The sequence below is a fragment of the Pseudomonas nunensis genome (assembly GCF_024296925.1).
Lineage (GTDB): Bacteria > Pseudomonadota > Gammaproteobacteria > Pseudomonadales > Pseudomonadaceae > Aquipseudomonas > Aquipseudomonas nunensis.
Genome location: NZ_CP101125.1, coordinates 1,326,139 through 1,345,621, shown reverse-complemented (window position 1 = coordinate 1,345,621; position 19,483 = coordinate 1,326,139). Strand labels below are relative to the sequence as shown.

Annotated in this window: 18 protein-coding genes and 2 pseudogenes; 12 read left to right on the top strand and 8 right to left on the bottom strand. The window is 60.2% G+C overall.

The window, feature by feature from the left end; genetic code table 11:
* Positions 1-177: 177 nt before the first annotated feature.
* Positions 178-546 (top strand): VOC family protein, encoded by a 369-nt coding sequence (locus tag NK667_RS05945; protein ID WP_054617282.1) that lies wholly within the window; start codon positions 178-180, stop codon positions 544-546.
* Here NK667_RS05945 and NK667_RS32785 read toward each other — a convergent pair.
* The 5 genes and pseudogenes from NK667_RS32785 to NK667_RS05925 all read right to left on the bottom strand — a co-directional run.
* Positions 543-1,778 (bottom strand): annotated as a pseudogene (locus NK667_RS32785) (ATP-binding protein); the annotation flags it as partial. The gene NK667_RS05945 and the pseudogene NK667_RS32785 overlap by 4 nt on opposite strands.
* An 84-nt stretch (positions 1,779-1,862) precedes the next feature.
* Positions 1,863-2,771, bottom strand: a pseudogene (locus NK667_RS32780) (GAF domain-containing protein); the annotation flags it as partial.
* A complete protein-coding gene (locus NK667_RS05935) occupies positions 2,768-3,367 on the bottom strand; it encodes a biliverdin-producing heme oxygenase (RefSeq protein WP_063869709.1) in 600 nt (199 codons plus the stop codon). The pseudogene NK667_RS32780 and the gene NK667_RS05935, both read right to left, overlap by 4 nt.
* A 337-nt stretch (positions 3,368-3,704) precedes the next feature.
* The gene (locus tag NK667_RS05930) at positions 3,705-4,490 is read right to left on the bottom strand and encodes a sulfite exporter TauE/SafE family protein (protein WP_054053906.1); all 786 of its coding nucleotides are present in this window, start codon (positions 4,488-4,490) and stop codon (positions 3,705-3,707) included.
* Between the two features lie 239 nt (positions 4,491-4,729).
* Positions 4,730-5,467, bottom strand: coding sequence for a hypothetical protein (locus tag NK667_RS05925; RefSeq protein WP_054617284.1), 738 nt, complete (start codon positions 5,465-5,467; stop codon positions 4,730-4,732).
* Positions 5,468-5,703: 236 nt separating this feature from the next.
* On the opposite strand from NK667_RS05925, the gene NK667_RS05920 reads away from it, so the two are divergent.
* The 3 genes from NK667_RS05920 (at position 5,704) to NK667_RS05910 (ending at position 8,790) form a co-directional block, all read left to right on the top strand.
* Positions 5,704-6,852: an aldose epimerase family protein gene (locus NK667_RS05920; RefSeq protein WP_054617285.1), complete on the top strand. Its 1,149-nt coding sequence runs from the start codon at positions 5,704-5,706 to the stop codon at positions 6,850-6,852.
* Positions 6,853-7,469: 617 nt separating this feature from the next.
* Positions 7,470-8,291, top strand: a complete 822-nt coding sequence (locus tag NK667_RS05915) for an aldo/keto reductase (protein ID WP_054617286.1) — start codon at positions 7,470-7,472, stop codon at positions 8,289-8,291.
* 28 nt (positions 8,292-8,319) lie between these two features.
* Positions 8,320-8,790 (top strand): DUF1810 domain-containing protein, encoded by a 471-nt coding sequence (locus tag NK667_RS05910; RefSeq protein WP_054617287.1) that lies wholly within the window; start codon positions 8,320-8,322, stop codon positions 8,788-8,790.
* Here the strand turns inward: NK667_RS05910 and NK667_RS05905 are convergent.
* Both NK667_RS05905 and NK667_RS05900 read right to left on the bottom strand, forming a co-directional pair.
* The gene (locus tag NK667_RS05905; protein WP_161807690.1) at positions 8,755-11,115 is read right to left on the bottom strand and encodes a DNA polymerase II; all 2,361 of its coding nucleotides are present in this window, start codon (positions 11,113-11,115) and stop codon (positions 8,755-8,757) included. The genes NK667_RS05910 and NK667_RS05905 overlap by 36 nt on opposite strands.
* Before the next feature lie 238 nt (positions 11,116-11,353).
* Complete coding sequence (locus NK667_RS05900; protein ID WP_054617289.1) at positions 11,354-12,187, bottom strand: SDR family oxidoreductase; 834 nt, start codon at positions 12,185-12,187, stop codon at positions 11,354-11,356.
* 214 nt (positions 12,188-12,401) lie between these two features.
* Here NK667_RS05900 and NK667_RS05895 point away from each other — a divergent pair, with 214 nt between their 5' ends.
* From NK667_RS05895 to NK667_RS05890, 3 genes are all read left to right on the top strand, one after another.
* Positions 12,402-13,142: a LysR family transcriptional regulator gene (locus NK667_RS05895; protein WP_330220023.1), complete on the top strand. Its 741-nt coding sequence runs from the start codon at positions 12,402-12,404 to the stop codon at positions 13,140-13,142.
* Positions 13,143-13,178: 36 nt separating this feature from the next.
* The gene (locus NK667_RS32625; RefSeq protein WP_330220024.1) at positions 13,179-13,310 is read left to right on the top strand and encodes a hypothetical protein; all 132 of its coding nucleotides are present in this window, start codon (positions 13,179-13,181) and stop codon (positions 13,308-13,310) included.
* Positions 13,311-13,403: 93 nt separating this feature from the next.
* On the top strand, positions 13,404-13,844 hold the full coding sequence (locus tag NK667_RS05890; protein WP_054053921.1) for a CBS domain-containing protein: 441 nt from the start codon (positions 13,404-13,406) through the stop codon (positions 13,842-13,844).
* Positions 13,845-13,973: 129 nt separating this feature from the next.
* Here NK667_RS05890 and NK667_RS05885 read toward each other — a convergent pair whose 3' ends face one another.
* Positions 13,974-14,597: a glutathione S-transferase gene (locus NK667_RS05885; protein ID WP_054050669.1), complete on the bottom strand. Its 624-nt coding sequence runs from the start codon at positions 14,595-14,597 to the stop codon at positions 13,974-13,976.
* 147 nt (positions 14,598-14,744) lie between these two features.
* On the opposite strand from NK667_RS05885, the gene NK667_RS05880 reads away from it, so the two are divergent.
* From NK667_RS05880 to NK667_RS05860, 5 genes are all read left to right on the top strand, one after another.
* Positions 14,745-15,539 (top strand): DUF4349 domain-containing protein, encoded by a 795-nt coding sequence (locus NK667_RS05880; RefSeq protein WP_054617290.1) that lies wholly within the window; start codon positions 14,745-14,747, stop codon positions 15,537-15,539.
* A gap of 16 nt (positions 15,540-15,555) precedes the next feature.
* Positions 15,556-16,143: a GNAT family N-acetyltransferase gene (locus NK667_RS05875; RefSeq protein WP_054617291.1), complete on the top strand. Its 588-nt coding sequence runs from the start codon at positions 15,556-15,558 to the stop codon at positions 16,141-16,143.
* 1,252 nt (positions 16,144-17,395) lie between these two features.
* Positions 17,396-18,214 (top strand): TonB family protein, encoded by an 819-nt coding sequence (locus NK667_RS05870; protein WP_054050664.1) that lies wholly within the window; start codon positions 17,396-17,398, stop codon positions 18,212-18,214.
* Positions 18,215-18,264: 50 nt separating this feature from the next.
* Entirely contained in the window at positions 18,265-18,969 is a 705-nt protein-coding gene (locus NK667_RS05865; RefSeq protein ID WP_054050662.1) for a MotA/TolQ/ExbB proton channel family protein, read from the top strand.
* The gene (locus NK667_RS05860) at positions 18,969-19,370 is read left to right on the top strand and encodes an ExbD/TolR family protein (protein ID WP_054050660.1); all 402 of its coding nucleotides are present in this window, start codon (positions 18,969-18,971) and stop codon (positions 19,368-19,370) included. Before NK667_RS05865 ends, NK667_RS05860 begins: the two co-directional genes overlap by 1 nt.
* Positions 19,371-19,483: the final 113 nt, after the last annotated feature.

Below are 19,483 nucleotides of genomic sequence, written 5' to 3'. Positions count from 1 at the left end.
CTTTCAAGCGAATGCATAACCCCCTGTGGGAGCGGGCTTGCTCGCGAAGGCGTCGTGTCAGGCGACATGGATATTGACTGAACCACCGCTTTCGCGAGCAAGCCCGCTCCCACAGGGGATTGCGGTGATTTGGTCCTCCTGGGCTAATCTTGATTGATCCGCCATGAGGACCTCTCAATGAGCGCTCAGCTTAACCACACCATCGTCTGGTGCCGCGACAAGCAGGTCTCGGCCCATTATCTCGCCGAGATTCTCGGTCTGCCGAGCCCCGAGCCGTTCGGGCCGATGTTGATCGTCAAGCTCGACAACGATGTGTCGCTGGACTTCTACGACAACGACCCGCCGATCGCCTCCCAACACTATGCGTTCCTGATCGGCGACGACGATTTCGACCAGGCCTTCGCCCGTCTGCAAGCGCGCAAGCAACCGTGGTGGGCCGACCCGGGCAAGCAGCGGCCGAATGAGATCAACGCCTATGGCGGTGGGCGGCGCGTGTATTTCGATGACCCGGACGGGCATCTGCTGGAGATCATGACCCGGCCCTAAGCGATTGCCGGCAGAGAAAAGGTAAACACGCTGCCGACACCCGGCTCACTTTCCGCCCACAACTCGCCGCCATGGGCCTGGACGATACTGCGGCAGATGTACAACCCCAGACCGCTGCCGTTGGGGTTGCCTTCGCGCACCGACCAGTAGCGCTCGAAGATATGCGGCAACTGCACGGCGTGGATACCGCCGCCATTGTCGCTTACCGAAATCATCACCTTGTCGTCCGCCCGCCAGGCTTTAAGGTCGATGCGCCCGCCGACCGGGGTGAATTTAATGGCGTTGCCCAGCAGGTTCGACAACACCTGGAACAGCCGCTGCGGGTCGGCGTCGATGCTCATGCCGGCGGCGCTGGTGCAGTTGAGCTCGATGCCCTTGTGCGCGGTCAGGGTCACCAGCAACCCGCACGCTTGCTCAAGCAACTCGACAACATCCAGCGGCTTGCAGTCCAACGGGTATTGCCCGGCGTCCAGTTTCGACTTGTCGAGCAAATCGGCGATCAGTGCGTTCATGCGCTCGGTGGCTTCTTCCATGGTGCCCAGCGCGGCACTCATGCGTAACGTGTGCTTGCCTTCTTCCCGGGACACCAGGCGCTGCATCATTCCGCATTGCATGATGATGATCGTCATCGGGTTGCGCAGGTCATGGGACACCACCGCCACCAGTTCATCGCGCACCCGAACCGCTTCATGTTCGCGGCGCACCTGGCGAGCCAGGTCGTCTTCGATGGCACCGCGACGCAATTGCAGGGCGGCGTAGGCATCGGCGGCACTCCACGGTCGTGCCCTGCCCTCAACCTGTTGCTCCCACACCTCGAAAGATTTGCGCGGTTGCAAGCGTTGGCTGGCGTCAGTGCCAGCGACGAAATGCTCGTCGGGATTGCCGCTCCATTTCATGCTCGAACGTAGTTGCGCGCCAAACCAGATCACCGCGTTGTCCACCGGTTTGGGCAGTACGAACGCCAGCAGACCGCTGGCGACATCGCTGTAAGTGGCGCTGACGCCGTGCAGGCTTTGCAGATGATCGGTCATCAGCAACTCGCCGCTGTCGAGGCATTGCTCACGCACCCACAGGTACAACGCGCGCACTTGTTCCTCCGTCGGGCATTGGCCGATCAGCTGCAAGCGATCCTCGATCAACAGCGCCACACCACTGGCCCCGGTCAGGCTCAACAGTTGTTGCGGATGATTGGCCAGACCGTCCAGCACATCGTGCTTCGCCTCGCGCATCGCCGCAGTCAGTTGATTGATCAGCAGCGACTTCTGCTCGCGTTCAGTCTGCAGGTCGCGGGTTTGCAGCGCAGTGATCTGCACGCTGAGCAACTGGGCAATCGCGGCGCACATGGTGCGCACCGGATGGCTGACCAGCAGCGGCTGGTGATGCGCGCAGGTGATCAGGCCCCAGAGCCGATCCTGTTCCAGCAGCGACAGGCTCATGGAAGCGCGCACGCCCATGTTGTCGAGGTACTGGCAGTGCACCGGCGACACGCTGCGCAACATCGAGAAGCCCAAGTCCAGCGACTGTCCGGTGTCGGGACGCAGCACCGGCAGGATCGGCACCGGCACATAGCGTGCATCGGGAATCACCCGGATCCAGTTCAGGCGATACAGCTCCCGGGCCTGGGGCGGAATGTCCGAGGCGGGAAAACACTGGCCGAGATAACCCGGCAACTGGCCGCCCAATGCTTCGCCGATCACCTGGCCATGACCGGCCGGTTCGAAGCGGTAAATCATCACGCGGTCGAAGCCGGTCAGGTGGCGGATCTCTTCGACACTGACGGTGTACAGGTCCTGCAATGTGGCGGCCGCCTGCATCCGGCGCAAGGCGCGCAGCAGAATGACAGTGTTGTCCTGGACGGCTTCCCGCCACGGTTCCAGCTCTAGAATGATCACGGCGTCATGACGGCTGAGCGAGCCATTGAAGCGTTGGCCGCCAATCTCAAGCACCAACGGATTGGCGTCTTCCAGTTCCGCCGGCAGCAATGCCTCGCGGACTTGCTCCATCGCCATCGCGCCGATCAGCGTCGACAACGGTTGTTGCAACAACGCCTCGACCGAATGCCCGAACATCGCCGCACAGTTGCTACTGATCTGGCCGATGATCAAATCCGGCTCGCTCAGGGTCAGCAACACGCCGTGAGGCTGGATCGAACCCGGAATGCGGATCGGCTCATTGGCACACTGAGCGAGCGCGGCGTCGAGTTGCTCGGCGCTCAGCCGGTTCATTGCAGCACCCCGCAACGTTCAAGCCAGTTCTCGAAGGCCTTGAAGGTTGCCTCGGCGGCCACCACCGATTGCGCCCGTTCGGCCGGTTCGCGCACCTCATACAGGCACGCCAGAAAACCTCGCCACATCACCAGGGTCGAGGTACCGTACACCGCGAAAAAGCGACCACCCTGGTGTTCATCGATACCCAGGCGCGCGTACAAACCGTTGCGCATGGATTGCCCGCCCAGTGTCGCGCCCTCAAGCACGTACAACACGCCCAGCACATCCGCCGCCGAGCGGATTTGCAGGCCGAACCGGCACAGGGGAATCGCCTTGATGGCTTCCGCATCCAGGCCTAACGCGTACAGGTCGGCTTCCAGGGATGGGGTTTTGCTGCGAATCAGCCAATCCAGATCGGGAATGGTCATCGCCATCTGGAACAACATTGCTTCCAGTGGCCGATAAAAGCCGTAATACGCTTCGATCAAGCGGGTGTAGAGCGCTTGGTCGGAGGTAAAAAAAGGAATGCGTTTTTCCAGCAGTTGATGTTGCTGGGTGGTCGCGATGCGCAGCTCACTGAGAATCAGCGGCAGGCTCTTGGGCGGGACGGTCACGACAAGGCGTCGAGGCAATACCCGGCTGTGTGGATTTGACGCTCAGCCACGTCGATTAACCCGTGCACATGTCACCTCTTGCTTGTCGATCATCAGGGAATGCCGACAGGTCATTCGCGAAGGAATGAAAGGGTGGCTCTTCACCGTAGCATCTATAGAGGGCGAGAAGTGGTTTGTTTGCGGGACTGTACGAACGACTGAACACCACAATCCCCCTGTGGGAGCGGGCTTGCTCGCGAAGGCGGTCTGTCAGTCAGTACATCTGGTGACTGACCCACCGCCTTCGCGAGCAAGCCCGCTCCCACAGGTCAGGATTGAATCAGTCAGATTGGGGGAATCAAAACGCGAGTTTGTAACCGATCAACACCAGCATCGTCGCCAGGCAAGGCCGCAGCAGTTCGTCGGAGATGCGTCCGGTCAGGTGGCTGCCCAGCCAGATCCCCGGCAGCGAACCAATCAGCAGGAAACCCAGCACATGCCAATCCATGTTGCCCATGCTTGCATGGCCAAGGCCGGCGACCAGGGTCAGCGGCACGGCGTGGGCGATTTCCGTACCGACGAGGCGGCGGGTCGGCAGCAGCGGATAGAGGATAAACAGTGCGACGGTGCCCAGCGCGCCGGCACCGATGGAAGTCAGGGCGACCATGGTGCCGAGCACCAGACCGGTAATAACTGTCATTACGTTCAAACGCGTGCCGCTGGGGTTGTAGTTGCCGCCGGCGCGTTTGTGCGCGAAGTCGAGCAGGCGCTTCTTGAAGAAAATTGCCAGGGCCGTGGCAAACAGCACGAAGCCCAGGGCTTGTTTGATGATGGCGTTCATCGCCTCGGGCGCGGTGTGCAGGCTGCTCAGGAACCACAGCGTCATGGCCACGGCCGGCACGCTGCCGAGGGTCAGCCAACCGGTGATCGCCCAATCGATGTTCTTGTTCTTGCGATGCACCAGCACGCCGCTGGATTTGGTAATGGCCGCGTACAGCAGGTCCGTGCCCACCGCAGTCGCCGGGTTGACGCCGAACCACAACAGGATCGGCGTCATCAGCGATCCGCCGCCCACGCCGGTCATCCCGACGATAAAGCCCACCACCAAGCCTGCAACGACTAACCCGAAATTACCGAAATCCATTAACACGCCCACAAAAAACGCATGAAAAAACTGGCCCGCAGCATAGCGATTTTTCTTATAACCACTTATATCGATACGGTCTATCGTTATTCCTCGATCCCCCCCTGACACACCACATTCCCCTTGTGGGAGCGGGCTTGCTCGCGAAGGCGGCGTGTCAGTCAATGCATGGGGTGACTGACACACCGCCTTCGCGAGCAAGCCCGCTCCCACAGTGATGTGTGCACATTCGATGCGCGTTACTGGACGGGCAGGAAATTCAGGAACAACAGGCTCTGCGCATAATTCAAACCGATCCGCCGATAGCGCTCATCGAGCATCTGCGTCAGCAAATCCAGGCGCGCCACGATCTTGCCGAACTCCACCGCGAAACTCAGGTTGCTGCCCTCCTCCGATATTTCGTTGGAGAACAGCAACGGCTCGCCGTTCTTGTTTTGCCGCTGGCTGAGGATCCACGTGGCTTTTTCGATGTTGCGCGCGGCGTTGCTGACGAACACCGGGTTGATAGCATCGGTCATGTAGAACTCCAGCCGATTGCCGTGGGCGGTGACCAGCATGCTGCCGATGGCATAGATGAAGGCGCCGACCCGATCCCCCAGAAACTCCGGGCTCATGGCATAGCTCAACGCTGCCAGGTCTTTTTTGCCGCCGAGGGTCGGCAGCGGTTGCTGCATTTCGATGGCCTCGCGCACTTGCTTTTCGGCGGTGCGGGCGTCGAGGAAGCCGGATTTCTTCAGCTCCTGGGGGTTGCGCAGGTAGAGCTTGCTCATCAGCAGATAGAGGCTTTCCAGGTTGTCGTGCATCGACAACGTGGCCATGCGATCAACGCTGGTCTGAAGGAATTCCTGGGGTTTGCCTTCGCGAAACTGGCTGATGACGTCACTGCCCTGCTGTTGGCTGCAACCGCTGGCGAAGAGCAGCGACAAGCACAACAGCAGGCGAATTCGGGTTTGGAGGCGGGGTAACACTCGAGCCATGGGTTCTCGGGCTGACACATTCCTGTGCGGCGGGAGTCGCCGCAGCCTGGCCATGGATAGAGCCGGTTAATCCAAAAAAGTGCAGTGTCGAGAGCGCCGGACCGATCACCGGTTTTTCTACGGTAAGCATTTAGTCGGACTTTATAGTGGAATTAATCGATTAATCAGCTATAAATTTCCTTCCAGTCGATATTTAGTATGACTACTGATCAAAACAACAAAAAGGAAGATCAACCATGCTTCAATCCCGCTACCTGCTCTCCGGCCTCGGACTGTCCCTGATGATCGCCACCCTTCCCGCCCACGCCGCTGGCCTGTCCAGCGAACACAAAGCTTTCGGCAAGACCAATGACGGCACGCCCGTCGAGCAATACATCCTGCGCAACAGCCATGGCCTGCAAGCCACGGTCATTACCTACGGCGCCACGTTGCAATCGCTGAAGGTGCCGGACAAGAACGGCAAGGTCGACGACATCGTCCTCGGTTTCGATGACGTTCAGGGTTATCAGGCCGGCACTGCGTACTTCGGCGCGACCATCGGCCGCTTCGGCAATCGCCTGGCCGGTGGTGCGTTTGAACTGGATGGCAAACGCTATCAAGTGCCGAAAAACGACGGCCCTAATTCGCTGCACGGCGGCGCCCAGGGTTTCGACAAGCACGTGTGGAAAGCCGAACCGAGCAAAGGCAAGGACTCGGTGGGCGTGACTCTGACCTACCTGTCGAAGGATGGCGAAATGGGCTTCCCCGGCAACATGAAAACCGAGGTGACTTATAGCCTCACCGAGAACAACGAACTGCGCATCGAGTACAAGGCCAGCACCGACAAACCCACGGTGCTGAACCTGACCAACCACAGTTATTTCAACCTGGCCGGCGCGGGTAATGGCGACGTGTTGAAACAGCTCGCCACTTTACACGCCAGCCATTACACGCCGATCGACGGCACACTGATTCCCACCGGTGAACTGGCGCCAGTGACCGGCACGCCGATGGACTTCACCCAACCCACCGCCATCGGTAAAAGCATCAAGGCCGACCACCCACAGCTGAAATTCGCCGAGCCGAAACAGGGTGGTTTCGACTTCAACTGGGCACTGGACGCCAAGGGTGACGTGAAAAAACTCGCCGCCGATGTCAGCGATCCGCAGACCGGCCGCCGCTTGCAGCTCTACACCAGCGAGCCGGGTGTGCAGTTCTATACCAGCAACTTCCTCGACGGCACGGTCAAGGGCAAGGGCGGCAAGGTTTACTCGCACTGGGGCGCGTTTACCCTGGAAACCCAGCATTACCCGGACTCGCCGAACCAGCCGAACTTCCCTTCAACGCGCCTTGATCCGGGCAAGGCGTACACCCAACACACAGTGTTCAAGTTCTCCGCCGAGTAACGCCGGTAGACGCAAAACCCTGTGGGAGCGGGCTTGCTCGCGAAGGCGGTGGTTCAGTCGACATCTGTATTGGCTGACCCACCGCTTTCGCGAGCAAGCTTCGCTCCTACAGTTGTTTTGTGTGAAACCGCGTATCCGTGCATTACCGCAATCCTTGTGGGAGCGGGCTTGCTCGCGAAGACGGTGTGTCAGTCGATATCTCTCCTGACTGGAAGGCCGCCATCGCGAGCAAGCTCGCTCCCACAAGGGATCGCGTCGTATACAAATCCCCGATTCCACACAAAACCACTGTGGGAGCGAGCTTGCTCGCGATAGCGGAGTGTCAGGCGACATCTCTATTGACTGGAAGGCCGCATTCGCGAGCAAGCCCGCTCCCACAAGGGTTCACGTCGTATGCAAATTCCTGGTTCCACACAAAACCACTGTGGGAGCGAGCTTGCTCGCGATAGCGGAGTGTCAGGCGACATCTCTATTGACTGGAAGGCCGCATTCGCGAGCAAGCCCGCTCCCACAAGGGATCGCGTCGTATCCAAATTTCTGGCTCGCCCCCACTGGGGAACCCAAACGCTATTCTGCTGCCCACAGTAGTATCGATCGCGTTGAAGAAAGGAGGTTTTATGCGGACCCTTGAACTGGCTGGCGTTCAGGTACCGATCATCGGCCAGGGCACTTGGCGCATGGGTGAGGATCGCTCGGCGCACCGTAATGAAGTCGCGGCCCTGCGTCAGGGCATTGAGTTGGGCATGACCCTGATCGACAGCGCCGAAATGTATGCCGAGGGTGGTGCCGAAGAGGTGGTGGGTGAAGCCATCGCCGGTCTGCGCGATCAGGTCTTCCTGGTCAGCAAGGTCTACCCGCACAACGCCAGCCGCAAAGGCATCCCCCAGGCCTGCGAGCGCAGCCTGCGGCGCTTGAACACCGATCACATCGATTTGTACCTGCTGCACTGGCGTGGCCAATATCCCCTGGAAGAAACCGTCGAAGCCTTCGAACGCCTGCGCGCAGAGGGCAAGATCGGTCGTTGGGGCGTGTCCAATTTCGACGTCGATGACCTGCAGGAACTGGCCACACCGGCCTGCGCCACCAATCAAGTGCTGTATAACCTGGAAGAACGCGGCATCGAATTCGACCTGCTGCCCTGGTGCCAGCAACAGCAAATGCCGGTCATGGCCTACTGTCCCATCGGTCAAGGTGGGCATATGCTGGTCAACTCGACGCTCAAGCAGGTGGCCACCCGTCACGAGGTGACACCGGCTCAGGTAGCACTGGCATGGATACTGCGTCAGGACAGTGTCATCGCCATCCCTAAAGCGGTCCGACCCGAGCACGTGACGCTCAATGCGCAAGCCGCGCAATTGCAGCTGGAGGCTACGGATCTGGAGGCGCTGGACCAAGCGTTTCGCGCGCCACAACGTAAGCAGCGATTGGCCATGGTCTGAGCCATCGCGACTTGTAGAGGGCTTCGGAATGAGAAGTACCGATCCGCTCGACGCGTTCAATCTGCCACGCTTTGTCCAGGCACAGGACCCAGTGTTCGACAGAGTCCAGGAGGAACTGCGCGCCGGCCAGAAGCGCCGGCACTGGATGTGGTTTATCTTCCCGCAGATTGCCGGGCTCGGCGGCAGCGAAATGTCCCGCCACTTCGCCATCAGCTGCGCCGACGAAGCGACGGCGTACCTGAATCACCCACTATTGGGCCCACGTTTGCGCGCCTGCACTCAGCTAGTACTGAACCTGAGAAACCGCTCGATCGCCGAGATTTTCGGTCATCCCGATGACCTCAAGTTTCACTCATCGATGACCCTGTTCGCCCAGGTTGCCGCCGACGGCAGTCTGTTCCATCAGGCGCTGGACCACTATTTCCACGGCATACAGGATGACTGGACGCTGTCGCTGCTGGACCTAAAACAAGCCCAGTTGCCCACCAATCAGAGTTGAAAAGTCGTCATCGACAAAAGGCAGGATCGCATCGGCCACCGGTTGCAGTTGCCGGGTGACGTAGTGGTCGTAATCGATCGGCGCGCTACGGATTTCCAGCGGCTCCGGCCCGGAAACGGTAATCACGTAGCTGATCCAGCCACCGTTCTGGTATTGCCGGGGCCGGCCCTGCTGATCGTTGTAGGCATCGGCCATCCGCGCCGCCCGCACATGGGGCGGTACGTTGCGCTCATAGTCGTCGAGGGTGCGGCGCAGACGCTTGCGATAGACCAGGCGATCATCGAATTCCCCGGCCAGGGTCTTGCGCACGTAATCGCGCACATAGTCCTGATACGGCTGGCGATGGAAGATCCGCGAATACAACTCCTGCTGAAATTGCCGGGCCAGCAGCGACCAATCGGTACGCACGGTTTCCAGGCCTTTGTAGATCATTTCGTCGGTGCCATCGGCGCGGGTGACCAGTCCGGCATAACGCTTCTTGCTGCCCTCCTCGGCGCCGCGAATGGTCGGCATCAGGAAGCGTTTGTAGTGGGTTTCGAACTGCAACTCCAGCGCACTTTCCAGCCCATATTCCTGCTGCACATGCTCGCGCCACCATTGGTTGACGTGATCCACCAGGGCGCGGCCGATCTGCGCCGCCTCTTCCTGACCGTGAGCACGACGCAGCCAGACGAAAGTCGAGTCGGTATCGCCATAAATCACCGCGTGGCCCTGGGCTTCGATCAACTGGCGGGTGCGCAGCATGATCTCGTGGCCGCGCAGGGTGATCGATGACGCCAGCCGCGTATCGAAAAACCGGCAACCGCTGGAACCGAGCACACCGTAAAAGGCGTTCATGATGATTTTCAGGGCCTGGGACAGCGGCGCATTGTGTTCACGCTTGGCGGTTTCGCGGCCGTCGGCGACCCGGGCGACGATGGCCGGCAGGCAATGTTTTGTGCGGGAAAACCGTGCGCCGCGAAAGCCTGGCACCGACTCGTTGTCGTCGGGGTGTTTGAGGCCTTCGATCAGCCCGACCGGGTCAATCAGGAAGGTGCGGATGATCGATGGATAAAGGCTTTTGTAATCGAGCACCAGCACCGACTCGTACAGGCCCGGTTGTGAATCCATCACGAATCCACCAGGGCTCGCCTGCGGTGGCTTGCCGCCGAGGTTCGGTGCGACGAAGCCCTGGCGGTGCATCAGCGGCATATACAAATGCGTGAACGCCGCCACCGAGCCGCCGCTGCGATCCGCCGGCAATCCGGTGACGCTGGCTCGCTCCAGCAGGAAGGTCAGCAACTCGGTCTTGGCGAAGATCCGTGTCACCAGTTCGCAGTCCTTGAGGTTGTAGGTGGCCAGCGCCGGTTTGTCCTCGGCGAACATGCGGTTGATTTCGTCCATGCGCTGGTACGGCGTGCTGATTGCCTTGCCTTCGCCGAGCAGGGTTTGCGCGACGTTTTCCAGGCTGAACGACGGGAAGCTCCAGGTCGCTGAACGCAGGGATTCGATGCCGTCGATGATCAGGCGCCCGGCGGCGGCTGCGAAATAATGGTTACGGCTGCCGTGCTCGCGCCACTGCATCTCTTCGCCACCACGCCCCAATTTCAGTGGCACGGCGAGGCGTCGGGCGTGTTCGTGCAGGACCCGTAGATCGAACTGCACGACGTTCCAGCCAATGATCGCGTCGGGGTCGTGTCGGGCGAACCACTCGTTGAGTTTTTTCAGCAGCAGGGTTCGGGAATCGCAGTATTCGAGTTGGAAATCCACGGCACTGGCGTCACCGTTGGGCGGACCGAGCATGTACACCTGCCGCTCGCCGCAGCCTTCCAGCGCGATGGAATACAGTTCGCCTTGAGCCGTGGTTTCGATGTCGAGGGACACCAGTCGCAGGTTTGGCCGGTAACCGGGGGCGGGTTTCATTTGCGCGTCGAGCAGCAGGCCGTCGGCGTTCGGCGTGCCGCCGAATTGCACGGGCGCGGTGATGAAACGCTCCATCATGTAGCGTTCCGGCGGACGCACGTCGCCCTCGAACATCTCGACGCCAGCCTTGCGTAGCGCGGTTTCCAGACGCATCAATTGACCGTGCTGCTGGCAATACAGGCCGAGCACCGGGCGATGTTCGAAGTCCAGCAGAGCCAGGGGCCGCAACTCGACGTTCTTTTCCCCGCGCAACACGCTTTCGGCCTGCTCGCGCTGCTCGGCCGGGATAAACGCTACCGACGGTTGATAAGGCAGGCGGATACGCCGGGGACCGGCATCGGTCGCCAGCCAGAACTCGACTTCCGTGCCGGCTGGGGTATCGCGCCAATGCCGGGTCAGGACGAAGCCCTGCTGTAAATCCACCACTGCAACCTCGAAACTGATTCAGGGCGCAATTCTACGCGCGATCGCGGGGGATAGCGCTCACGACAATGCCTTCGATGACACCTCCTGTAGCAGCTGCCGAGCCCGCGAGGCTGCGTTCGAGGACGAAGTCCTCGCCCATGCGGTTGACCTGAAGACCGAGTAGCCTGATTTTACGACTGCTTCGCAGCCGAACGCAGCCTCGCGGGCTCGGCAGCTGCTACATAAAGCCGCCCGGTTATTGGTCTGGAGTGGCAAACTTCCCGCGCATCATCGCCATGTATTCCCTCTCCGACGTTTCCCGCCGAGCCCTCACCAACGGCTCAATATCCTGCGTCGCCAAGTAGCGCAAGCGATCCGTCCCGTCACTCGCCGCATCAACAATCACCTGCGCCACGTCCTCGGAAGTGGCCAGGCGTTCCCCGCGCAATCCTTCAAAAGCCTTCATCGCCGCGTCGACAAACGCGTCGTATTCCTTCGGCGTGGTGAGTTGTGCGGCCTCAGTGGCCGAGCGCGAACCGAACCCGGTGCTGACCACCCCGCCCGGCTCGACGATTTTCACCGAGATGTTCTGCGACGCCAGTTCATAGGACAGCGATTCGGAAAACCCTTCCAGCGCAAATTTGCTGGCGTTGTAGGCGGAAATCATTGGCAAGCCGAACACCCCGGCGCCGGAACTGACATTGATGATCACACCGGCCTGGCGTTGGCGGAAATGCGGCAGGAGCGCCCGGGTCACGTCCATCACACCGAAAACATTGACGTCGAACTGCTCGCGGATTTTCTCCCGGGAAGTGCCTTCGAACACGCCGAACAGACCGAAACCGGCGTTGTTGACCAGCACATCGATCTGGCCGAAACGCTCGATCCCTGCCGCTATCGCGGTGTCGATGCTGGCCGGGTCCTGGACGTCGAGGCGGGTGACCAGCACGTTGTCGAGGGTCGCCAGTGCTGCGCCGGCGGAAGGGTTGCGCATGCTGGCGATGACGTTCCAGCCCTGGGCTGCGAACAATTGCGCGGCGGATTGGCCGAAGCCTGTGGAAGCGCCGGTGATCAAAACAGTCTGGGTCATTGCAAAATTCCCGATTAGATGGAGTACCCCCTGTGGGAGCGGGCTTGCTCGCGAATGCGGTGGGTCAGTCGCCACATTTATTGACTGATACACCGCATTCGCGAGCAAGCCCGCTCCCACAGGGGTTTAGTGGTGAGTCAGGGCCAAAGTAAGCGCCAGCCATCCTTCAAACAATCGGGCTAATATGGGATGAACTGATGCAGGAATCAGCACAATGCAAAAGATGGGTTTGCTGGAACTCAACGCGGTGGTCGCCGTTTCGACCCACCGCAGTTTCCGCCGCGCTGCGGATGAACTGGGCATGTCGCCCTCGGCCATGAGCCATGCCATTGCCGCGCTGGAGCAGCGCATGGGCGTGCGGCTGTTCAATCGCACCACCCGCAGCGTGTCGCTGTCGGAGGCCGGCGAGCAGTTTCTGGCCCGGGTGCGGCCGGCGTTGCACGAGATCTCGGCGGCGATGGAGGCGGTGAACCAGTTTCGCGACACCCCGAGCGGCACTTTGCGCATCAATGCCACCGAAGGCGCGGTGCAGATGATCATGACCTCGGTGGTGGTGGAATTCCTTAAGCGTTACCCGGACATGCGCCTGGACATCGTCACCGACACCGCACTGGTGGACATCGTCGCCGACGGCTTCGACGCCGGTATCCGCCTGGCCGACAGCGTGCCGCTGGACATGATCGCCGTGCCTTGTAGCCCGCCGCTGCAATTTGCGGTGGTCGGTTCGCCCGACTATTTCGCGCGCCACGGCAAACCGCGTTCACCGGCAGACCTGGCCGGGCACAACTGCATTCGCACGCGATTTGCCAGTGGCGCGCTATACCGCTGGGAATTCGAAAAGCGCGGGCATCAGCAGATCATCGACGTCAATGGCCCGCTGACCCTCGACAGCCATCAACTGATCGTCGACGCCGCGCTTCAAGGCATTGGGCTGGCCTGTACCAGCGAACACTAGATTGCCGGGCATCTGGCCGCTGGCCGGCTGATTCCGGTGCTGCAAGACTGGCTGCCGCCCTACCCCGGCCTGTGCCTGTATTACCCGGCCAATCGCCACGTTCCCGCCGGTCTGCGCGCGTTTATCGACCTGGTTCGCGAGGTTTATCCGATAAAAACCGCCGAATGACGTTTTTTGCGTGTTATCTGCCGCTTTCTCCCTTGCCCTGAACGCTTGCGTCTACGATTCTTCAAGGACAACGACAACACCAGAGAAACCGCCATGAAAACCGTCGCCCAACTGCTCAAGTTAAAGGCCAACGAAAACCACGAAGTCCATACCATCGCGCCACATCAAATGGTGCTGGAAGCACTGATGGTCATGGCCGCGAAAAACGTCGGTGCGCTGCCGGTGCTCAAGGATGGCAGAGTCGTGGGCATCATCAGCGAGCGGGACTATGCGCGCAAACTGGTGCTCAAGGGGCGCTCATCGGTCGGCACGCCGGTCAGTGAAATCATGGTGCAGGAAGTGATTACCGTGGACACCCATCAAACTGTCGAAACCTGCATGGGCATCATGTCGGACAAGCGCCTGCGCCATTTGCCAGTGGTAGAAAACGGCCAGTTGATCGGTTTGCTGTCGATTGGCGACCTTGTGAAGGAAGCGATTGCCGAGCAGGCGGAATTGATTCGGCAGCTGGAGCAGTACATTCGCGGCGAGTGACTTCAGAACAATCGAGATCCCCTTGTGGGAGCGGGCTTGCTCGCGAAGGCGGTATATCAGTCATACATGTGGTGACTGACACACCGTCTTCGCGAGCAAGCCCGCTCCCACATTTGGTTTGTGGTGTGCTCAGGTTGGCCAATGCCGGGCGAAGACCGGTGCCAATGTCGGATGCCGGTCGATGCGTGTCAGCCACGCATAAAACCCGGGTCGGGCATTGCGCAGATGCTCGCGGCTGCCGGCCCAGCGCGATACCACCGCTGCCAGCACATCCAGCGCCCCCGGCGTCTCTTCGCCCAGGTACAGCTCGCCGGAAAATTCATCGGCAAACACCTCCCAACTCCAGTGCAAACGCTTGCGGGCGCCGGCCATCAGGTTTTCCCTGGACGCCTCATCCGCCTTGAGCAACCAGCGCTCGGGGTAGTCGATGATGCCGATGGCCGAGTAGCAATTGCTGACGATGTAGACCAGGCCACGAATGGCTTGATCCCGCTCTATCGGGTCGTCCGGCAGCAGGCCCGACGAGGGAAAGGTCAGCCCCAGGTGAATCAGGATCGCCGCGCTTTCGGTGAGAATGCTGCCGTCGGGCAGTTCCAGGGCCGGAATCTGCTTGAGCGGGTTGAGTTTTTCCAGCGCACGCTCGGCCTCGGCAGACGCGGCCACGTCGATGAAGCGATAAGGAATCGCACAGAGTTCAAGGGCCGCTTCGATCGCCGCCGCGCCGGAATTCGGATGTCCGTAAAGCTGATACATGTCGCGCCCTCCCGGCGAACAAACAGTCAGTCGGTAGACGATTGGCCACGGCGGCATGTTCCCTGCCATTTGGCCGATTGATGCAGGTAAGATGCGCCATTGCGGGGCGCACTGTTGACGTTCCGCTGCACACTTCAAGGAAAGAACATGCGCCAACCGGATGGCAAACCTGCCTCAATGCCTCGCGTCTATTGGTTTGTACTGGCCTGCCTGGCCCTGAGCGGCTGCTCGCCGAGCGACCGGTCATCATCGGCCAGTCTAGCCGGTGAACAAGGACGTGGCGGCGCGATGCTCGCCTATGAGCATGATGTGCAGTTATTGCTGCCCCAAGCGCAAATCGTGCCGCGCTTGCAGGCCACCCGCGAAGCCTGTGAAACCGCGCGCTTCGGCGCCTGTAACGTGTTGCGCATCGAACAAGGCGCCGGCCGCGCCGAAATCACCTTGCGCATCGCCCCCGCCGGCGTCGAGCCGTTGGTCGCCATGGCCGCCGAGGGCGGTGAGATGGGTCAGCGCGTCACCTCTGCCGAAGACCTCGCTGATGCGGTGGATGACACCCGTCGCCGCCAGGAACGCCTCAAGGCCCAGCAACAACGCCTGGACCAACTCGCGAGCCGCCGGGACATCAGCGTCACTGACTTGATCGCCCTGAGCAAAGAACAGGCCGGCATCGAGAACGACCTGCAAGCCCTGGCCCAGGTCGCCGCCGGACATCAGCGCCGAATCGACACCAATCGCGTCACCCTGTCGTTCCAGCCAACCGGCGCCAGCAGTCGCTCGTCGCACCTGAGCCAGGCGTTCAGCAACTTGCTGGACAACCTGGCCGATGGCGCCGTCGATGCACTGGAGAAAGGCAGTTACGCGCTGCCGTTCCTGATCCTGGCCTTCCCGCTGTTGATGTTGTGGGTCTGGTTGTGGCGCAAGTTTGTGCGTCGTCGCGCGTAAAGGTCAGGAGCGAAAGATGTCGACACTTCCGGTCTGTTCCCTCACGGGCATCAGCACCCGCGAACTGACCACCGAAGATGCCGCGCACCTGCAAGGTTTTTTCGAGGCCAATCCGGATTACTTTCTGATCGTGGAAGGCGAACCCGCTGGCCCTGACAAGGCGCACGAAGAACTGCTTGGAGAGTTGCCACCGGGGTGGAGCTTCAGCAAAAACTGGATGCTGGGCTATCAGGCCGATGGTCGCCCGTTGGTGGCGGCGTTGCAGTTCGTCTCGGACTTGCTGGCGCCGAAGGTCTGGCACATCGGTTTGTACATCATAGCCAATGACCTTCACGGTTCCGGTCTGGCGCAGACGCTGTATCACGACTTCGAAACCTGGGCCCGTGCCCAGGGCGCTGATTGGCTGCGCCTGTGCGTGGTGCAAAGCAACGTGAAGGCCGGGCGCTTCTGGCGTGGGCTCGGTTTTGCTGACGTCAGAACCCGCGAAGGGATCGAGATGGGCCGCCTGACCCATACCGTGGACATCCTGATCAAGCCGTTGAACAACGGCACGCTTGAACAATATTTATCGCTGATCGAACGAGACCACCCGGCCTCCCCATAACCCCCGTGTAGCAGCTGTCGAGCCCCAGCGAGGCTGCGTTCGGCGGCGAAGCCGTCGTGAAATCAAGCGACTCGGTGTTTCAGGTAAACCGCGTGCGCAGGATTTGCGACGGCTTCGCCGCCGAACGCAGCCTCGCTGGGGCTCGACAGCTGCTACAAAACGGGGTTAGGCCTTCGTTGTAGAAAAATTCTGCGCTTTGTATCCGTTTTGGCACGCGTTTTCCATGCACCTGCAGCTTGCGAAACTCTAACCTCGCAAAACAGCGCTTACGGTGCCCACCCCGCACCAAGAGCAAACATCGGACGCTATCCGCGTTCTTGTAAGGTGCGATGCCGAATCAAAAGTTTGGGCATCCTGGCTGGCAATAAGGAAATCACAGCGTGAATCTTCAAATATCCCCACGGCCTGCTCTGGCCAATCGTTGCCCAGTAACTGTGTACCGCCCTGTCAGCACCTTTCGCGATTACTTTATTACCTGAATAGCCTTACAGCGCTCCTTGTTGGTGACTGCACTCACCGACAGGGCAGTGCTATTTATTTTTTAAATATTACATACGCGGAAAGTTAACCAACGACAATCAGACATTGTCCGACAATAACTTCCAGAGCCATTTACATACACCTGTGCTGCGCAACAGCTAGTTTTAATAAACGCACCAAAAGTGCTCTTGGGCGTTTAACTAACTTTGTTCGCCGCGACCGATTTCATTTACACAAAAACAAGGAACACCCCCTGTGACCCGCTAAAACACTGACACGCACCAAATCAAACCGTCGCGCACCATTGGGTGCATCGACGCACAGGCCTGCAACCGCTCTTCTCCGCTAATTGTCGGACCAGAGCGAGCGGCATCACTCGCCCCTGAAAAAGCACTGCTTTTAGAGGTGAACGGCCAGGCTTTGTCAGTAATAAGCGAGTCACTTCGCAAAACTTATATAAATGCGACATGCGTAACACTGTTGAAATAATCGTCCAACCCGACAGCAATATTTGGCACAGCGGTTGCTATGTAACGTTCATGAGACAGCTGAGCTACATAGGCAGTCTTACCCAATAAGAGATCATCCAGGGATAGGCGAATGAACACACGAAGTCGATGGCACTGAGCCAGCAACCTGCACAAACCAATTCCATGGATAGTTCAACTATCGGTTTGCGCACACCCTTGAAAAAGTTGAAATAAAACACTCGAACATTGCGCCAATGTTCGGACGGCACCTTATTGCCCTTCATCTACCCGAGGGAGCTTTAATGAACGATGCGGTAAAGCACAAGACCCTGCCGGGGCCGTTACGGGATGATCCGATCCCGCCGGTATCGAGCGGTCGTCCTTATAAAAGCAACACCTCGAAACCCGGTGGGTTGAACAAGCAACAGGTGCTGTTGCTGGTCGCGGTGTCGGCGCTGATACACGGCGGTGCCTGGTGGTTTTTCCAGCAGGCCAAGGCCGAACCACTGCCGACTCCGCCAGAGATTCCGGAAATGACTGTCGAGCTGACCAGCCCGACGCCACCTGCGCCTCCCACCCCGGAACCACCGCCGCCCCCGCCTCCGCCGCCGGAACCCGAGCAGCCGGTGGAGGATGAGGACGCGGTCAAGCCGCCCCCCAAACCGGTTGAGAAACCCAAGCCGATCGAAAAACCGAAACCGGTGGAAAAACCTAAACCGGTGAAAAAGGTCGAGCCGCCCAAAGCCCCGCCCGCCCCCGCACAACCGGCAGCACCCGCCGCGCCATCGACGCCAAGTGCGCCACCGGCGCCGGCCGCAGCGCCTGGCCCGGTGAAAGAATCGGCGGCCGTTTCCGGGCTGGCCAGCCTTGGTAACCCGCCACCGGAATACCCGTCCCTGGCCTTGCGTCGCAGTTGGGAAGGCACTGTGGTGCTGCGCATTCAGGTGCTGGCCAACGGTCGCGCCGGGGCAGTGACGGTGACCAAATCCAGCGGCAAGCCGCAACTAGACGATGCGGCAGTCGCGGCGGTGAAGGCCTGGAAATTTATTCCGGCCAAACGCGGCGACACCCCGATCGACGGCTTCGCCACCCAAACCATCGACTTCAAATTGCCGCAGTAACAGCGCAACGAACTGAACTCCTAACCGATTAATGCAAGCGAGGTGTAGCCATGAACGATTCACTCTCTTCGATGATTGTCCCGGGCGTGCTCTGGGGCCTGGTGCTGTTTTCCGTGGTCAGTTGGGCAATTTTGCTGGTCAAGTCCGCGCAGTATCTGCGGCAGAAATCCCAGAACAAACAGTTCAGCAAAGCGTTCTGGGGGGCGCCGGATCTGCTCACCGCCGCTGAGCACGCCAGCCAATACCCCGGTTCTCTGGCACGGATCGCCAGCAGCGGTTTCGAAGCCTTGCTGGTGGATGAATCACCGCGCACCACCCAGCAACTGGCCCACACCATCAACCGTTCGGATCGCCTGGAACGCAACCTGCGCCAGCAGATCCAGAAGGAGCGTCGCTCCCTGGAAAACGGTCAGGCGATTCTCGCCAGTATCGGCAGCACCGCGCCGTTCATTGGCCTGTTCGGCACCGTATGGGGAATCATGGAAGCCCTGCAAAGCATCGGCGCCAGCGGCTCGGCCAGCCTGGAAACCGTGGCCGGCCCCATCGGCCACGCCTTGATCGCCACCGGTGTCGGCATCGCGGTCGCGGTGCCGGCGGTGCTGATTTACAACTTCTTCCTGCGTCGCTTGAAACTCGCCTCCGCCGACATGGACGACTTCGCCCACGACTTTGACGCCCTCGCCTCGCGCAGCGCGTTTTCCATCACCCGCCAGGCCATCGCCAAAACCACTGCCGCCGTGCGGGAGGCCAGCTGATGTCCTTTTCCACTCAAGACAGCGATGAAGTACTCAGCGAAATGAACGTCACGCCGCTGGTCGACGTGATGCTCGTGCTGCTGGTGGTGTTCATCGTCACCGCGCCGCTGATGACCAATGCGATCAAGGTCAACTTGCCGAAAACCGACGCCGTGGCGCCCGCCGAAAAGAAAGACCCGGTGGTGGTCAGCGTCGATCAGGACGGCAAGTTCTATCTGGCCAAGACCGAACTGGCGCCGGAATCCCTGGAGGCCAGCCTCAAGGAGGTCAAGGCCAAGGACAGCGAGGTGCGCGTGCAACTGCAAGCCGACTCTGCCGTGAATTACGGCCAGGTGGCCAAAGCCATGGCCTCGATCGAGCGCTCGGGCATTACCAAAATATCGGTGATGACCACCCGCTGAGTTCGGTGCCGAGCGTGCAGTAAGGGAGTCGCACGGCACCGTTCGTTGTATCCCGTCGCAATCAGCCGACCGAAAAACGCGCCGCGTCTTCGGAGGGGATCGGCTTGCTTGAA

Coding starts and splice junctions, on each gene's coding strand:
- NK667_RS05860 (WP_054050660.1), top strand. CDS start 18,969: ATGTCCTTTTCCACTCAAGACAGCGATGAAGTACTCAGCGAAATGAAC.
- NK667_RS05900 (WP_054617289.1), bottom strand. CDS start 12,187: ATGACCCAGACTGTTTTGATCACCGGCGCTTCCACAGGCTTCGGCCAA.
- NK667_RS05915 (WP_054617286.1), top strand. CDS start 7,470: ATGCGGACCCTTGAACTGGCTGGCGTTCAGGTACCGATCATCGGCCAG.
- NK667_RS05930 (WP_054053906.1), bottom strand. CDS start 4,490: ATGGATTTCGGTAATTTCGGGTTAGTCGTTGCAGGCTTGGTGGTGGGC.
- NK667_RS05880 (WP_054617290.1), top strand. CDS start 14,745: ATGCGCCAACCGGATGGCAAACCTGCCTCAATGCCTCGCGTCTATTGG.
- NK667_RS05875 (WP_054617291.1), top strand. CDS start 15,556: ATGTCGACACTTCCGGTCTGTTCCCTCACGGGCATCAGCACCCGCGAA.
- NK667_RS05925 (WP_054617284.1), bottom strand. CDS start 5,467: ATGGCTCGAGTGTTACCCCGCCTCCAAACCCGAATTCGCCTGCTGTTG.
- NK667_RS05885 (WP_054050669.1), bottom strand. CDS start 14,597: ATGTATCAGCTTTACGGACATCCGAATTCCGGCGCGGCGGCGATCGAA.
- NK667_RS05890 (WP_054053921.1), top strand. CDS start 13,404: ATGAAAACCGTCGCCCAACTGCTCAAGTTAAAGGCCAACGAAAACCAC.
- NK667_RS05895 (WP_330220023.1), top strand. CDS start 12,402: ATGCAAAAGATGGGTTTGCTGGAACTCAACGCGGTGGTCGCCGTTTCG.
- NK667_RS05920 (WP_054617285.1), top strand. CDS start 5,704: ATGCTTCAATCCCGCTACCTGCTCTCCGGCCTCGGACTGTCCCTGATG.
- NK667_RS05870 (WP_054050664.1), top strand. CDS start 17,396: ATGAACGATGCGGTAAAGCACAAGACCCTGCCGGGGCCGTTACGGGAT.
- NK667_RS05865 (WP_054050662.1), top strand. CDS start 18,265: ATGAACGATTCACTCTCTTCGATGATTGTCCCGGGCGTGCTCTGGGGC.
- NK667_RS05945 (WP_054617282.1), top strand. CDS start 178: ATGAGCGCTCAGCTTAACCACACCATCGTCTGGTGCCGCGACAAGCAG.
- NK667_RS05910 (WP_054617287.1), top strand. CDS start 8,320: ATGAGAAGTACCGATCCGCTCGACGCGTTCAATCTGCCACGCTTTGTC.